The organism is Mycobacterium sp. 5-140-3-2, from assembly GCF_035666375.1.
GTDB lineage: Bacteria > Actinomycetota > Actinomycetes > Mycobacteriales > Mycobacteriaceae > Mycobacterium > Mycobacterium intracellulare.
This window is the reverse complement of record NZ_CP142025.1, coordinates 797,405-812,018: the sequence shown is the minus strand read 5'-3', so window position 1 is coordinate 812,018 and position 14,614 is coordinate 797,405. Positions and strand designations below refer to the sequence as shown.

Genomic DNA, 14,614 nt, shown 5'->3' with positions numbered 1-14,614 from the left:
TCAGACCTGCATGCCGACGAAGTAACAGCCGAGCAAGACGGCGCCGACCAGCGCCACCCACGCATCGGTGAGTCGGCACAGCAGGACCGGAGCGTTTCGCACCTCCATGAACTCGCGAAAAATGATGCGCACCTTGATGAGTGCGATCACGATGACGCTCGACGTCACCACCGCGCTGGACTTCAGCAATCCGCCGGCGGAGTGATCTATCCATAGGTAGGCCAGCGTCAGCGCCGAGAGGACGAGCCATACGAACATCAGCCGCTTGTTGAATTTGATTGCGATCACCTCACCACGTACAGCAGCGCAAAGATGAGCACCCACAGGAAATCAACGGTGTGCCAATAGGTAGCGCAGGTTTCGACGAGTTGCTGGGCTTGGACGGGCCCCTGCGCTTTTCGCGCCGCCCTGCGGATTTGGTAGACGATGACGCCGAGCGCGACGAAGCCGATCAGCAGGTGCACGAAGTGGATACCGGTGAGAAAGAAGTAATAGGTGAAGAAGTCGTCGCTGTCGAACCCGTGCCCGATGCCGACCAGCCGGGCCCACTCCAACACCTTGAAAAAGAGGAACATTGCGGCGAAGGCGGCCGTGATGTACACGTCCTTGAGCGCCGCCCGGTAGGCGCCGGCCCGGGCCGACTGGACGCAGCGCGCCACCGACCAGGAGCTCAGCAACAAGACGAGCGTGTTGAAGACCCCGATCCGCAAATCCAGCTGCGCCTGCGAGTGCAAGAAGAGCTCGGGATTGTGGGCGCGGTAGAACAAGTAGAACCCGAAATACGCTGTGAAGACCAGCGTTTCGAACAGCACGAAGGCCCACATGTCCGGCTGGCCCGGCACGGCGCGCTTGTTCGAATCGGCGAGGTCCGTCATCGTGTGGCCGCCTCCTTGCGGGGACGGTCGGGCAGCGGCCCGGTGCCGAAGTCTTCGCGCCGGATCATCTGGAACAGCATGACGATGAACGTGACCTGGTAGATGCCGAACACCACCATGTCCAGCCACCAGGCGATCTGGCCGTTCCAGGCCAAGATACCCCGCCGAAAGATCCAGCACGGAGCCACGACGACCTCGGTCAGCGCGTTGCACAGGTTGAGATAGCCGAACCACTTGGGGAACACGCGATTCCTGTCGAGCAGGATCGCGACCATCCAGATCAGCGATCCGATCAGGAACACCCCCATGGTCCCGTCGAAAGACAGGAACGCGAAGTCGTAGAGCCAGCCCAGCGCTTCGGGGTCTCGCTCGGGTCGCAGCGTCCCCACGATGAGCGCGATGTTGAGCAGCAGCATGCCGGGAACCGCGCTGAGCGAGTAGATGATCAGATAGCTGTAGCCGAACGCGGGACTGACGGACATGCGCCGCATGGAATACGCGATGAGGGCGTTGTTGATCGCGATCATGCCGCTGATGGCGAAGATGACGCCGAAGCCAAACGGTATGCCGAGGTGGCGCTCCGAGAACCAATGGGCTTGCGTCGCCAGATCCCAGGTGGGCTGCGGCGGCGGCTGGACTTGGGCCACGATGAAGAACATCGGAAAGAAGATGTTGTAGAACACCACGAGCGTCCACCACGCCAACCAGAGTTCGCGTTTGGGGTTGTGGCGCAGGTGCCAGGCGAATCGCTGGTGCAGCGGTCCGGCGGGCGGCGTGACCGGAACGGGCGGCGGTGTGATCACCGCGCTCATGCGCCGACCAGTTCCTCTGCGCGCCTGGCGTTCTCGGCGCGCTCCCGGTAGACGGCTTGCCCCAACACCACGCCCGTCACGACGATCCAGACGGCGATCGCCACGTTTTTGACCCAGAAGGACAAGAGCCCGTCCCAGGCCAGCGGGCCGGTCAACGACACGCCGACGAAAGCGGCGGGAACCAGCGCGGCCGCCACCACGAGATTGAAGTGGGCCACCCAGTGGCGGAATACCGGACGCGGCTGATCGTCGAAATAGATTGCCAAGGCCAGGATTACGCTTTGGCCGATCAGGAACGGGACGAGGATGGTGAAGGTCATCCAGCCCAGGTCGTTGAGCAGCTGGGTCAGCGCCGGGCTGCGTTCCGGGCGAAAAGCGGCCAGTAACCAGCAGACGTTGGCGACGAGAAACAGTGTCGGACCGCCGGCCGCGCAACCCAGCATCGCGTACGAGAAGATCGGCGTCCGATGCGCCATGCGGCGGATCTGCAGCACGATCAGGGCCAGGATCGGGACCAGGCACACGCCGAACCAGTTGAACAGGATCATGCTGTAGCGGATCTCTGGGAGGTGGGCCGGATCGCGATAGAACGCGGCAACCTGATCCGCCGGCATGGTGGGCGACATCGGCGGGTTGAAGCCGGGAAACAGGAAGAAGGAGGCGATCCACAGGATCAGCGCCACCGGCAACGTCCAGAGCAGGATCACCTCGCCGTCCGTCCGCCGGGGCGCGGTGCGCGCAAGCCGGCGACGGCCTGCATCGTTTCGTCCGACGTCGGACATCGATACTCCTTCCCCGCACGAGATCACCGCACGAGCTCGGCTCGTGAGCGAAGCTAGCCGATCGGCTAGCCTCGGTCAATAGCGTCGTCTAGTCTCGGTGCGTGGGAACAGCACGCCAGCCGGTCGCCGGAGAGCAATTCTGGCTGATCGCGCACAGCGCGGCCCGGACGCGCGTGCTCGACGCCGCCTTGGACCTGATCGCCACCCACGGGGTCAGCGGTACGTCGCTGCAGATGATCGCCGACGCCGTCGGCATCACGAAAGCTGCTGTCTACCATCAGTTCCGCACCAAAGAGCAGATCGTCATCGCCGTGACCGAGCGCGAACTCGGCCGCCTCGCGCCCGCGCTCGAGGCGGCCGAAGCCTACGACGACGGCCCTCAAGCACGAGATGCCTTGCTGGTGGGCGTCATTGAGATGGCCGTTCGCGACCGCCGGTTGGTGCGCACGCTGCAATTCGACCCCGTCGTCGTCCGGCTGCTGGCCGAGCACAAGCCGTTTCAGCTTTTCATGGACCGCCTGTACCGGGTGCTACTGAGCGATGCGGGCCTCGACGGCCGGATCGAGGCGGCGATGTTCTCCGGCGCGCTGAGCACCGCGGTCATGCATCCGCTGGTCGCCGACATCGACGACGACACACTGCTCGACCGGGTTACCGATCTGAGCCGCCGACTGCTGGGTCTGCCTCGGCAGACCCGCGACTGACGAAGCTACGTGTCGGCGCGGACCCAGCTCGATATGCCGTCGTGAGCAATACAGATCAGGAACAGGCCATCGGGCGCCTGCGCGACATAGTTCAGATAGTTCGTGCAGTCGGCGTTTTCTTCCTTGACCCCAGCCATGGGCGGGGAGCGGAACCATCGAGGCTGGTATCGCCTTGGCGACCCGCAGAACATCAACCGTCCGGGTTCCGAGGCGAAGGAGACGTAGCCGTCGGCGACACCGAAGGCGTAGTAGGTGGTGTTGTCACACGGCGCGCCGAGAACCTGATGGGGCATGATGCCCGGGGTGCAGGCGGGGTAGTCGCAGACGGTCGGTCCTGCCGAGGCTGGCGGCGCCGCCACCACACCGGCGCCCAGCAACGCGGCAACCAGAGGCACGATTGATCGCACCCGATTACTCTGCCACACCTGAAAAGAAAATTCTCCTGGTTGGAGAAGATCTCCATTACCGAACGGTGGTGGCGCCGGGCCCTCCCGAACACATGGAAGCCCCGTCCCCCGGCCAGCGCGCATTTCCGCACGTAAGAGCCATGAAGGCGGCCGTCCGGCGACGGCGTTGAGCCCAGGTTCCAGTGATAAGCTGCTTCTCCGTGCACGACCCGGAGGGACCTAACGTCGACGATCGTAATGACCCGAGGGACGCAGTCGATCCTGACGCACCACAGTCGGGCGCAGGGGCCGACAGCGACGACGTAGCGGCCCCCTCAGAATCGGACGTAGAAGACGAAGTTGCCAAGGCCGAAGCGCGCGCCGAGGCGGCCCTGGCACGCCTGCTGAAGCTGCGCGGGGCAACCGAAACCGCGGGCGCGGACGACAGCGAAGATGCCGAGCAGCGCCCCGCCAAGTGGACCCGGAAACGGCTACGGTTGGGGCGGCTTCGACGTCCGGGGTGGCTCCGGCGCCCAGGGCGGAAAACGATAGCCGCCGGCGTCGGCATCGTGCTCGCCTTCACGTCGCTCGCCGCGAGCGGCTACATGCTGTGGCAGCACCGCATCGCGGTGCATAACCACCACCTCGCCGCGGAGTTCAGTGCGGCCGCCCGGCAAGGGGTCACGGCACTGATGTCGATTGACCCCGATCATGCCCGGGAGGATGTTCAGCGCTCGATCGATGCCTCGACGGGCGACCAGAAGAACCAGCTATCTGTGCTGTCGCCCCTGATCGTCAACAAGGCCCAGGAAACGAAGGTCGGCACCAAGGTCACCATCGAAGCCGTCGCCGTCGAGTCGCTGAGCGACAATTCCGGCGTCGTGCTGGTGGCGGCGAAAACCATTCCCACCGGACCGGATAACGCCAAACCGCCACCGGCCTTGTTTCGGCTCAGCGTCAACATGGACCGCGACGACGGCCAACTCAAGATGTCGAAAGTTGATTTCTTGCGATGACCGAGGAACATGGCTCGTCGCCGAACGGCACCGCCAAGCCGGTTGACGACGCGGAGACTTCACCCGCCGGCGAGGGTGCGGCACGCTCGGGTCGGCTGGCAGCGATTCGGCGTCGCGCGCACCGGTATTTGGCACGGTGGCGTTCGATGGTCGCGACGACGTTGGTCATTGCCGCGGTGGGAGTCGCTGCCGGCGTGTACTTCTTTCTGTATCGGCCCGATCAGCAGGTCGGCGACGCGGCGGCGCGCCGGGCAATCCAGGCGGCGTCGGATGGTGCCACGGCGGCGTTGTCGTATTCGTACGAGCATTTGAACCGCGATTTCAACAACGCGAAGTCCCATCTCACCGGCGACTTTCTCACCTACTACAGCAAATTCGCCGAGGAGGTGGTGGCGCCGACGGCGCAGAAGGGGCAACTGACGGCCAGCGCCAAGGTGATTCGGGCCGCGGTCTCGGAATTGCATCCCAATTCGGCCACCGTGCTGGTTTTCATCGACCAGACCACGGCAAGCGTGAAAAAGAAAGATCCCGAGAAGACGCAGAGCAGCATCCTGGTCACGATGACAAAAGTCGACGGTTCCTGGCTGATCTCGAAATTCGACCCGGCCGGGTGAGCCCAGCGGATCTTGTCCTAACCGTTACCGGGCCGACCGAAGCGGTGTAACGTCATCGCTCGAGGACGCCGCAACCGACGGCGGAAAGGTGCCACAGGCACTCTCGGATTACGCGCTTCGAGGAGCACCTGATGCGTTCAGTCAAAACACTCACCACCGCAACGCTGGTGGCCGCCACTGCATTCGGCGGTTTGAGCGCTGCCCCCACGGCCCGGGCAATAACCAAAGAAGACGTGGCGATCAACGGAACTTTCCGGGCCACGTCCATTGGCGATTATGCCCAGACCAACGATCAGTACAAGGGTGAGCCGACGGTCTACCAGGTATGGACCATCACTTCCACGTGCGACTCAACCCAGGAATGCCATGGCCAGGTGACGAGCGACCAGGGTTGGACCGCCCCCCTGTACATGAACGATGGGGAGATGTGGAAGGTGAGACGCGAAGTGCCGAACTGGGAACGGTGTGAAGACGGCACCACATTCACCGGAGTGCAGACCTACTTTTTCTACCCCGTAAACGACAACGGCGGATGGCAACTCGGGTCTCGAGTCTTCTCGGGCAAGGACAAGACGGTCGGCCCCAGCGGTGCCTGCGGGCAGAACCAGTGGCTTGATGTTGCGATGCCGTTGCGCCTGGACCAGCTGTCCTGACCGGGCGGCCATAACGTCGTTCCCGCGCTTCGCCTCCGGGTGGATTCAGGTGGGGAGCATGTCCTTCCACGTCTTGGGCGCCTTCTGAGCGACGAGATCCGACTGCTGGTACAACTTTCCGTCCGGCCCGACATAACGACCGGTGTGCGGATCGTACTTCGCCACCACGACCGAGGGCGCGGGCTTAGATGTGTTGGCGCCGAACGAGCTTGGCGCGGCCTGGGGCTGTCCACCGTCGACCTGATCCAGCGGTGCAGGCGCTAGTGCGGGCACCGGTGGTGGCGGCGGTGGCGTCGGAAGCTCGCCCGGGGCAGCGACATCGAGCGGCGCAAAAGCCGGGATGTCAGCCGACATTCTCGTCATCGGCGCCAGCGTTGGTCCCGACGACGGCATGGGGGGCACAGCTGCCCCCGCCGTGCCCGGCGGTGGATTTTCTCCCCGCGGCCCCGCCGCGTCGCCGCGAGGCACCGCCCCCGGGGGCAGCGGCGTGCCCTCGACCGGGCCGAAGATCCTGTCGTTGACGGTAATCCGGTCATCGGGCGGGACGCCCTGGGAAATCAGGTTCGGATCCAATGGGTAGGGCCCCGTGGTGTGTTGGCGCATCGCCAGCGGCATGTACGGCTTGTCGCTGTTGCAGATTTCGACGGTGGGCGCGCGCTTCCCCGGGTGACCCATGCAGGGATAGTTGCGGGCACCGCGAACCGCGATCGGCGAATCCTGCGGGAGTTTGCAATACAACCCGTCCGGTGTGTCGATGTCGCTGAGGTCGTCCGGGGATCGCCAGGTGTTGGGCGGCATGAAGCCGACGGTGCAGATCGGCGGATCGTCGACCGTGGCCGCGAAGTCGCCGTAAGCCCTACCGTCGGGGTGGTTTTCACCCGTAGCGGCCTGCTCGATTGCGACCCCCGAGGGCAGCAGCACCAGCAGCTGCTCGATCGAGGGGTGGTAGGTGATGCCGATCTGCCCGATGGTGGTCAGGTTGGCGAGCAACACCGGCAGCGTCGGCTTGATCTGTTCGAGAAGCCGGGATGCTTCGTTCGCGGTGTCCGGACCCTTCTCCAGGATGGTCCGGAAGTGGGAATCGTTGTTCACCAACACATCCGAGATGCCGGCGAAGCTGCGCGCCCACGTTCTGATCGAGTCGGTGGTGTGCGCCTGGGTATCCAGCAGCGGCCCGGTGTCTTCGGTGAGGGCCCGGGTGCGATCGACGACGCCGTTGGCGTCGCGCGACAGGGTCTTCGAGGAATCGATCAGTGAGCCCAGGTCGTAACCGGTGCCGTTGAAGCCCTCGAAGGACTCGTCGAGCAATTGGCCGAGTTTGGCCTTCGGGATGCTTTGAACCATGGCATTGACCTGCTCGAGCATCGGGGCGACCGGCTGCGGAATCGTGGTGTCGCGCACGGAGATTACCGAGCCGTCGTGCAGGTAGGGCGGCGAATTGGTTTTGGGCCGCAGGTCCACGTACTGCTCACCCACCGCGGAGACACTGAGCACCTCGGCGGTCAGGTCCGCGGGGACTTTTGGTGAAGTGCTCAGCGACAGCGTCGCTTTCGCGCCCGTCGGCGTCAAACCCACCGCGGTGACCTTGCCGAGCTGAACACCGCGGTAGGTCACGTTGGAAAACCGGTACAGCCCGCCGGTGGCCGGCAACTCCAGCGTCACCGTCATCCGGCCGATGCCGAGCAGGGTCGGCGCCTGAATGTAGAAGAGCACCATCGCGACCACGCCGATGATCCCGGCGACCAAAAAAATCCCCAGCTGAATACGAACGAAGCGCGTCAGCATCTATCCACCCGCTCCCGTCGAAGGTGCCTCCGCCGGCGGTGGCGTTTGACCCAGATTCGCGTCAGGCATCGGCGCCTCAGCCGGAGCAGGCCCCGGACGAGGTCCATAGTTCCCCGGTCCCGGCACCGCACCCGGCGGTGGCGGGGGCAACGGCAACGCGTCGGGATCGACCCACGGTGGCCTCAGCGGGTTATGCAAGGGATCGAGCGTGTAATTCATGCGATACGGATCCCCGGGCACCGGCGGCACCGGCATATCGAGTTGCCCCCAGTGGGTTCCCAGGAACAATCCCTTCTTGAGCCTTGGGATCGTCAGGTCGAAATCGAAATGCAGGTTGAAGAAGTCGCCTCGGACGGCTCGGTCGACGAAGTTCTGGGTGAACGGGAACACGAACGACGCCGCGATGGCCGCGCCGAAATCCGGTCCGACGTCGGCGAGCGCTTTGATGGTCGGCTCCAAGTTTTTGAGGTTCCTCACCAGGTCGGCCTGGGCGTCGTTGACCAGCCGGTTGGCGGTGTTGCTGAACACGCGGAGGTGATCCAGCGCCGCCGTCAGACGCGGCCGCTCCTTGATCAACACCTCGAGCGCCGGCGGTATCTTGCGCAGCGCGTCGGTGACAACGTCGCGCTGGTCGGCGAAGGTGGCCGACAGCCGATTCAGCGCCTGGATGGAGGCAATGATGTTGTCCTGCTGGTCGTCCAGAGTTCCCACGAACGTGTCCAGGCGGGTGATCAGATCACGCACCGCACCCTCGTGCCCGGACAGGGCGGCCGAGAAATTGTGGATGACCTCCCCGATCTGACCCAGTCCACCGCCGTTGACGACCGCGCCCAGCGATGACAGCGTCTGCTCGGTCGACGGGTAGGCCGAGGACCGGCTCAGCGGGATGGTGGCGCCCGGCTGCAGCCGTCCGCTGCCCTGCTGGCCCAGCGGGGTATTGAGCTCCACATGCATCGAGCCCAGCAGGCTGGTCTGACCGACGGTGGCCACCACATTGGCCGGGACCACCACGTCGCGCTTGACGGAGATCTCGACGTCGGCGTGCCAGCCATGCACCCTCATCGTGCCGACACTGCCGACCACGACGTCGTTGATCATCACCGGCGAATTCGACTCCATCGTACCGACATTGGGGAGTTCGACGTGGTAGATGTTGGCCCCCGGCCCGCGTCCGACCGCGCCCGGCAGGGGTAGTGAATTCAGGCCGTGGAACGCGCATCCCGTCGCCGTCAACACCACGCAACAGCCGACGGTGAACACCCGCCGTGCCGCCACCCGGGCGATCATTGTTGCGGCCCGTCTGTCGGCAACAGCATCTCCGAGGCACTCGGCGCCGGCGGTGGTGGCGCCGGTGTCGACGGTGGGGGCGGCAGCGGCATCGCCGCGCCCGGTATCCGCGCCGGTGGCACCGCCCCCGGCGGTCCCACCGGGTCACCCGGCAGGCCGGTGTAGGCCGATACCGCGGGCGGGATCTCGGGTGCCGTGGGCTTCGGGCCCTCCCCGCCGGGTGCCAGGCGCGGTTCGGTGTAGAGAACCCTCGCCGGGTCAATCGACTTGGATATGAACGGGTTTAGCGGAAGGGGCGAGTTATTCCAGCTGGTCTGCCGCAATCCAGGACCAATGAACAGGGAGCAGAGCTTGCCCGTTTCGACCGAGGTGATGTTCCCGATGGCGCCGATTTGTGTGCAGCCGGGTACGGATAACAGAACCTGACCGCCCCATGTGGGATTCGACATGTTCATGAGCCCGAATCCTCCGACGATGGTTCCGGTGTCGGCGTTGTAGTCGTTGAAGAAGTTGCCGAACGCGTTCGGCGCTGCGTGCAGGATGTTCTCCAGGTCCAGGTGGTGATCGACCAGGTTCTGCGTGACGTCGGCCAATCGGGCGATCTGTTCGCTGGTCTGGTTGCGCGTGCCGGCGATGAAGCGCTGTACCTCGCCGACCGCCGTCGACAGATCGGTCAGCGCCGCGTCCAGGTCGGATTTGCTGTCGTTGACGACGCTTGTGAGCGTGGCCAGGCGACCGTTGAACTGCTCGATCTGCACGTTGCTGTCGCGCAGCGCGCCGATGAACGTCTGCAGGTTTTTGATGATGTCGACGATGTTGCCGCTGCCGTTGGCGAGGATCCGGCCGACGCCCGAGAGCTGACCGAGCGTTTGCCGCAGCTTGTCGCCGTTGCCGTCGAGGGCGTTGGCGGCGCTGTCGATGAACCGGCCGACGGATGTGCCCGATACCCCGCTTTTGGGTCCCAAATCCGTTGCCAGCCGCATCAACTGGGTTTTGACCTCGTCCCACTCGACCGGCACGGCGGTCCGTTCGACCGGTATGACCGCGCCGTCCCGCATGACCGGCCCGCTGTCTCGATAGGCCGGGGCGAGCTGAACGTAGCGGGCGGACACCAGGTTCGAGGCGACGATCACCGCCTTCGCGTCCGCCGGAATCGGCACGTCATGGTCGACCTTGAGGATCATCTTGGCCTGGGTGCCCTGCGGCTGAATGGATTTGATGGTGCCGACTTTGACACCCGAAACCCGCACCTCGTCGTGGGGATAGATTGCGGTGGCGGTGGTGAAATAGGCCGTGATCGTCTTCTGCCCGAAGAACGTATTGCGGACGACCACGGCGGCTCCGGCAAGCAGGAGCCCGACCAAGGCAACCGCCGTCACGGCCGCGAGCCGCTTGCGCGGGATCCGAGAGGTCCAGGAGGTCACTGTGACCCTCCGACCCGTCCGCCCAACGTGCAGCCAGGGCACATTGGAATGGAGTTGTAGGGCCAGGGGGTCAGCGCCCGAGGCACCGGCGATGGGAAGCCGGGACCCTTCGACGTATCGAAGGTGCGGAATCCCCAGAGGTAGTCGAACAACTCCTGGAAGAGTTGCGGGATAAGGAAGTTCGGGGCGAACGCCTGGTAGGCGTACATACCGGCGATGGCCTCACCGACCGTGATCTGAAATTTCTTGAGGCCCGCCAGCGACTTGGCGATGTTGTCGCGGTTCTTTTCCAGCATCGCGGTCACCGAATTCAGTCTCTCCAGCGTCGGCGCCAACGTGCTTTCGTTGTCGTGCACCAATGCCGTCAGCTGCTTGGCCACCGCCGACGTGTTGGCCAGCAGGTCGACGATCTCTTGACGCCGCGCCACCAGGACTTGGAGCAGGGAGTCGGAATTGAGGATGAGCTTGTTGACCTGCTGGCTGCGTTCGGAAAGAACCCCGGTGACGTCGCCGGCGCTCTTGAAAAGGTCTCCCAGGTTCTTGTTGCGACTGTTGAGGGTGCGCGATAACCGAGTGAGCGCGTCGAAGGCCGGGCCCATTTGGGGCGCAATCTGATCCAGCGTCGCCGCCAGCGTGTCCAGCGACTGATTCAGCGCCGCGGTATTGGTTCCCGCGGTGTCGGTGGTCAGGTCGCTGACCGCTTCGGTCAACGAATACGGCGAGGACGTGCGCGAGACGGGGATGAGGGCCATCGGGTGCATCGTGCCGCTGCCGGCGGACTCCACAGCGAGCATCCGCTCGCCCAGCAGCGTGCCCGTGCGGATGTGCGCGGAGGTCTCCGAGCCGAGCAGGACGTTGCCCTTCATCGCGAACGTCACCAGCGCATCGCCATGGCGCAGCTTCACATCCGACACCGTGCCGACCTTCATCCCCGACACGATGACGGGGTTGCCCGCCGCAAGGCCCCCGGCTTCGGTGAACAGCGCCTGGTACCTGACCATCGTCGCCCATGCGACGAATCGGTCGGGCGACAGCCCCACCAGGATGACCATCACCGCCAGGACGGTGCCGATGAGTCCGGCTTTGACCAGCCCGGCTCCGCGATACTTGAGCATTAGGGTTCCGTGCACCTTCCTGCATCTGACCTGAAGATATTGGCGCGCACGGTCTTGCCGTTGAGATCCGTACCGCGGAGCCCGAACTGGCAGATGTAGTACGGGATGGTGGCGCCGTTCACGCCGAGTCGAACCAGCTTGCGGTAGTTCCTGGGCGCCTTCTGAATTGCGGTGTCGATGCGGTCCTTGTCGTTGTCGAGAATGGGTGCCAGTCGATTCAGCTGAGCGATGGTCCCCGACAGCGGCGGGCGAGCCTCGGCAAGCAGGTCCGCCAGCGAGGCGGTTCCCCTGTCCAGGGCGTCAATCGCGGACCCGATCGTGTCGCGGTCATTCGACAGCCCGCTGACAAGCTGCTCGAGGCGATCGATTGCGCCGGAGAACTGTTTGCCGTCCTTGGCGATCGTGCCGATCACCGTGTTGAGGTTGTCGATCAGCTGCTGCACGGTTTGATCGTTGTCGGCCAAGGCGTTCGAAAACGACGTCGTCTTAGTGAATAGCGACTCGATCGTCCCACCCTGACCCTGGAAGACCTGCAGCAGCCCTGCGGTCAACGCGTTGACATCGTGCGGATTCAGCCCCTGCGTAACGGGTTTCAGTCCGCCGAGGAGGAGGTCGAGGTCAAGCGCGGGCGCGGTGCGGCTGACGGGAATCTGACCGCCGGCGGGCAGCCGTTTGGGCGAGCCCGGACCATCGAGCAGTTCGAGGTAGCGGTCGCCCACCAGGTTCAGGTAGCGGACCGCCGCCCTGCTGCCCTCGGTGAGGACGACGTTGCGGTCGGCATCGAACTTCACCACGACTTTTTTGTCGGGCCGCAACGAAACGCTGTCGACGGTGCCGACGCGAATCCCGGCGACGCGCACCGACTCGCCCGGTTTCAGCCGCGACACGTCGTTGAACACCGCCGAGTACCCGGTCGTCGCGCCCGTCCGGTACTGGCCGAAGATGAAGAACAGGAAGGCGGTCAGCACCGCCATCACGACCGCAAAGGTCGCGAACTTGATGAGCGTTGCGCGCGTTCTCATCCCTGTTGTCCGATCTGGGCGGGGTTGCGCGGCGGGCCGGCGATCGGCCCGTACAACAGCTGCTTCAGCCCGTCGAAGTTGAGCAACAGCTGCGGGTTTCCGTAGTTCACCGGGTTGGCGCCGATGTCGGCAATCAACTGCGGCGGGGCGGTATTGAACGGCAGCTTCGGCAGGCCCACACATTGCGGGCCGCCCGTCGCCGCGACCTTGGGCAGGTTCGTCGGATACCGATAACGTTCGGCGCCCCACGTGAGGCTCGCCGAGATGTTGATGCTCGGTTCCGACAACGGCGCCCCGTGCGTTATCTGTACGAGCCCGGCGAAAGCACAGTTGAGCGCCGGGGCGTACTCATTGGTCAGATCCGTGGTCGGTGCCAGCAGATGCACCACGTCCGTCAGCGGTTGACGGTTCGTCGACAAGACGTCGTTGCCGATGTCGGCCAGGCCGATCGCGCTGATCAGCAACGCATCCAGGTTGCGTTGCTCGTCGACGATCGTCTTGCTGATCCGCGTCGCGTTCGAGGCGGTCTTCATCAGGTCGGGCGCCGCGTCGGCGTAGGCGTTGGACACCACCGGTAAGACCGAGAGGTCATGCCGGAAAGCGGGCAGGCTCGGCTCCAGCCTGGCGAGAAAGGAATCCAGGTCGCTCAGCGATTGGCCAAGCTGTGGACCCCGCCCACTGAACGCCTGTGCCAGCGCACCCAGCGACTCGTTGAGCTTGGGCGGATCGATGTGGCTCAGGACCGACACCAGTTGCTGGAACACCGTGTTGATTTCGACCATGACGTGCTGGCCCTGCAGCGTCTGGCCGCTGTGTAGCCGCTGCGCCGAGGGTTGGGCCGGTTCTACGAGCAGGACGGACTTGGCGCCGAACACCGTCGAGGACGCGATGTCGACGAGCACGTTGCCGGGGATGAAGTGCAACTGGGACGGGTCCATCGCCAAGTGGATGGCCGCTTGGCCGTTGGGCAGCGGGTCGATCGAGGCGACCTTGCCCACCTGCACGCCGCGCATCTTGACCTTGGCGTCCGGGTTCATGACCAGGCCGGCTCGTTGCGAAATCACGGTCACCGGCACGGTTTCGGTGAAAGAGCCCCGAAACAGGCCAACGGCAACGGCGACGATCACGGCGACCACGGCGACGGTCGCCAAACCGGCCAGGGGGCGCGCATACGATTGCGCGCCGAAGTTGCCACCGGGTGACGCCGCGACAGGCGCTGCGCTGCTGGCTGTTTCCGAACGGTCGATAGGGCCGGGTCCGAGGCGGTCCGTCACGTCAGGTCTCCTCCCCTACCCGGACAAGTTGAAGTTGCCGTTGGAGCCGTAGATCGACAGCGAGACCAGCAGCGTCACGGATACCACCACGACCAGCGAGGTGCGCACCGCGTTGCCGGTCGCGACGCCGACGCCGGCCGGGCCGCCGGAGGCAAAGTAACCGAAGTAGGTATGGATCAACAAGACGGTCAGCGCCATCAAAACGGCTTGCAGGAATGACCACAACAAGTCGATGGGGTTGAGGAACGTGGTGAAGTAGTGCTGATACAAACCGCTTGACTGACCGAACATGAACACCGTGATGAACTGACTGGCCACGAACGACAAGATGACGGCGATGGAATAGAGCGGGGTCACCGCGAGCATCCCGGCGACGATCCGGGTGCTGACCAGATACGAAACCGGCCGGATAGCCATGGATTCCAGGGCGTCGATTTCTTCGTTGATCCGCATGGCGCCCAGCTGCGCGGTCACGCCGGCGCCGAACGTGGCCGCCAAACCGATGCCTGCGACGATCGGCGCGGCAATCCGCACGTTGATGAAGGCCGATAGGAATCCGGTCAGCGCCTCGATGCCGATATTGCCCAGCGAGCTATAGCCCTGGACGGCCAGCACGCCACCGGCGGCGAGTGTCATGAAGCCGACGATTCCCAGCGTGCCGCCGATCATCGCCAATGTGCCCGCCCCCATGCTGATTTCGGCAATGAGGCGAATAATCTCGCGGCGGTAGTGGGCCGTCGCGAACGGCACCCCGGCCAGCGCCCTGGCGTAGAACAGCGTGTGATCGCCGATCCGACTCAACGTGCTGACGGGCTTCTCAAGCTGCCGCGTCAGACGCGGGTAGGTAGCGCGTAGGGCTATCACG

The 14,614-nt window shown here is 64.6% G+C and carries 16 protein-coding genes; 4 read left to right on the top strand and 12 right to left on the bottom strand.

Going from position 1 to position 14,614, the window contains the following annotated elements:
* From P6281_RS04140 to P6281_RS04125, 4 genes are read right to left on the bottom strand one after another with little or no spacing between them, the layout of a single operon-like run.
* Entirely contained in the window at positions 1-285 is a 285-nt protein-coding gene (locus P6281_RS04140; RefSeq protein ID WP_029383847.1) for a cytochrome C oxidase subunit IV family protein, read from the bottom strand.
* On the bottom strand, positions 285-875 hold the full coding sequence (locus P6281_RS04135; protein ID WP_009951833.1) for a cytochrome c oxidase subunit 3: 591 nt from the start codon (positions 873-875) through the stop codon (positions 285-287). Before P6281_RS04135 ends, P6281_RS04140 begins: the two co-directional genes overlap by 1 nt.
* The gene (locus tag P6281_RS04130; protein WP_201358343.1) at positions 872-1,687 is read right to left on the bottom strand and encodes a hypothetical protein; all 816 of its coding nucleotides are present in this window, start codon (positions 1,685-1,687) and stop codon (positions 872-874) included. Before P6281_RS04130 ends, P6281_RS04135 begins: the two co-directional genes overlap by 4 nt.
* Positions 1,684-2,469 carry a hypothetical protein gene (locus P6281_RS04125; RefSeq protein ID WP_201358341.1) on the bottom strand — a complete coding sequence of 262 codons (786 nt, stop codon included), beginning with the start codon at positions 2,467-2,469 and terminating at the stop codon, positions 1,684-1,686. The genes P6281_RS04130 and P6281_RS04125 overlap by 4 nt, the downstream gene beginning before the upstream one ends.
* A 101-nt stretch (positions 2,470-2,570) precedes the next feature.
* Here P6281_RS04125 and P6281_RS04120 point away from each other — a divergent pair, with 101 nt between their 5' ends.
* Positions 2,571-3,173, top strand: a complete 603-nt coding sequence (locus P6281_RS04120; protein ID WP_009951830.1) for a TetR/AcrR family transcriptional regulator — start codon at positions 2,571-2,573, stop codon at positions 3,171-3,173.
* 5 nt (positions 3,174-3,178) lie between these two features.
* Here P6281_RS04120 and P6281_RS04115 read toward each other — a convergent pair whose 3' ends face one another.
* Positions 3,179-3,568, bottom strand: coding sequence for a hypothetical protein (locus P6281_RS04115; RefSeq protein WP_014379207.1), 390 nt, complete (start codon positions 3,566-3,568; stop codon positions 3,179-3,181).
* 212 nt (positions 3,569-3,780) lie between these two features.
* Between P6281_RS04115 and P6281_RS04110 the strand changes: the two genes are divergently transcribed.
* The 3 genes from P6281_RS04110 (at position 3,781) to P6281_RS04100 (ending at position 5,842) form a co-directional block, all read left to right on the top strand.
* Positions 3,781-4,575 (top strand): hypothetical protein, encoded by a 795-nt coding sequence (locus P6281_RS04110; protein WP_201408023.1) that lies wholly within the window; start codon positions 3,781-3,783, stop codon positions 4,573-4,575.
* Complete coding sequence (locus P6281_RS04105; RefSeq protein WP_064893241.1) at positions 4,572-5,189, top strand: hypothetical protein; 618 nt, start codon at positions 4,572-4,574, stop codon at positions 5,187-5,189. Before P6281_RS04110 ends, P6281_RS04105 begins: the two co-directional genes overlap by 4 nt.
* Positions 5,190-5,320: 131 nt before the next feature.
* On the top strand, positions 5,321-5,842 hold the full coding sequence (locus P6281_RS04100; RefSeq protein ID WP_014379205.1) for a hypothetical protein: 522 nt from the start codon (positions 5,321-5,323) through the stop codon (positions 5,840-5,842).
* 45 nt (positions 5,843-5,887) lie between these two features.
* Here P6281_RS04100 and P6281_RS04095 read toward each other — a convergent pair whose 3' ends face one another.
* The 7 genes from P6281_RS04095 to P6281_RS04065 all read right to left on the bottom strand — a co-directional run bounded on the left by P6281_RS04095 (position 5,888) and on the right by P6281_RS04065 (position 14,610).
* Entirely contained in the window at positions 5,888-7,627 is a 1,740-nt protein-coding gene (locus P6281_RS04095; RefSeq protein ID WP_014379204.1) for an MCE family protein, read from the bottom strand.
* Complete coding sequence (locus tag P6281_RS04090) at positions 7,628-8,914, bottom strand: MCE family protein (RefSeq protein WP_014383869.1); 1,287 nt, start codon at positions 8,912-8,914, stop codon at positions 7,628-7,630. It lies immediately after the preceding gene.
* Complete coding sequence (locus P6281_RS04085; protein ID WP_009951822.1) at positions 8,911-10,338, bottom strand: MCE family protein; 1,428 nt, start codon at positions 10,336-10,338, stop codon at positions 8,911-8,913. Before P6281_RS04085 ends, P6281_RS04090 begins: the two co-directional genes overlap by 4 nt.
* The gene (locus P6281_RS04080) at positions 10,335-11,453 is read right to left on the bottom strand and encodes an MCE family protein (RefSeq protein ID WP_009951821.1); all 1,119 of its coding nucleotides are present in this window, start codon (positions 11,451-11,453) and stop codon (positions 10,335-10,337) included. The genes P6281_RS04085 and P6281_RS04080 overlap by 4 nt, the downstream gene beginning before the upstream one ends.
* On the bottom strand, positions 11,453-12,475 hold the full coding sequence (locus tag P6281_RS04075; protein ID WP_009951820.1) for an MCE family protein: 1,023 nt from the start codon (positions 12,473-12,475) through the stop codon (positions 11,453-11,455). The genes P6281_RS04080 and P6281_RS04075 overlap by 1 nt, the downstream gene beginning before the upstream one ends.
* On the bottom strand, positions 12,472-13,635 hold the full coding sequence (locus tag P6281_RS04070; RefSeq protein ID WP_308440615.1) for an MCE family protein: 1,164 nt from the start codon (positions 13,633-13,635) through the stop codon (positions 12,472-12,474). Before P6281_RS04070 ends, P6281_RS04075 begins: the two co-directional genes overlap by 4 nt.
* A 129-nt stretch (positions 13,636-13,764) precedes the next feature.
* A complete protein-coding gene (locus tag P6281_RS04065) occupies positions 13,765-14,610 on the bottom strand; it encodes an MlaE family ABC transporter permease (RefSeq protein WP_026071391.1) in 846 nt (281 codons plus the stop codon).
* Between the last annotated feature and the right edge of the window lie 4 nt (positions 14,611-14,614).

What these genes read in the sequence shown, in the direction of transcription:
- P6281_RS04135 (WP_009951833.1), bottom strand. Translation starts at nt 875, where the DNA reads ATGACGGACCTCGCCGATTCGAACAAGCGCGCCGTGCCGGGCCAGCCG.
- P6281_RS04130 (WP_201358343.1), bottom strand. Translation starts at nt 1,687, where the DNA reads ATGAGCGCGGTGATCACACCGCCGCCCGTTCCGGTCACGCCGCCCGCC.
- P6281_RS04125 (WP_201358341.1), bottom strand. Translation starts at nt 2,469, where the DNA reads ATGTCCGACGTCGGACGAAACGATGCAGGCCGTCGCCGGCTTGCGCGC.
- P6281_RS04105 (WP_064893241.1), top strand. Translation starts at nt 4,572, where the DNA reads ATGACCGAGGAACATGGCTCGTCGCCGAACGGCACCGCCAAGCCGGTT.
- P6281_RS04100 (WP_014379205.1), top strand. Translation starts at nt 5,321, where the DNA reads ATGCGTTCAGTCAAAACACTCACCACCGCAACGCTGGTGGCCGCCACT.
- P6281_RS04095 (WP_014379204.1), bottom strand. Translation starts at nt 7,627, where the DNA reads ATGCTGACGCGCTTCGTTCGTATTCAGCTGGGGATTTTTTTGGTCGCC.
- P6281_RS04090 (WP_014383869.1), bottom strand. Translation starts at nt 8,914, where the DNA reads ATGATCGCCCGGGTGGCGGCACGGCGGGTGTTCACCGTCGGCTGTTGC.
- P6281_RS04080 (WP_009951821.1), bottom strand. Translation starts at nt 11,453, where the DNA reads ATGCTCAAGTATCGCGGAGCCGGGCTGGTCAAAGCCGGACTCATCGGC.
- P6281_RS04075 (WP_009951820.1), bottom strand. Translation starts at nt 12,475, where the DNA reads ATGAGAACGCGCGCAACGCTCATCAAGTTCGCGACCTTTGCGGTCGTG.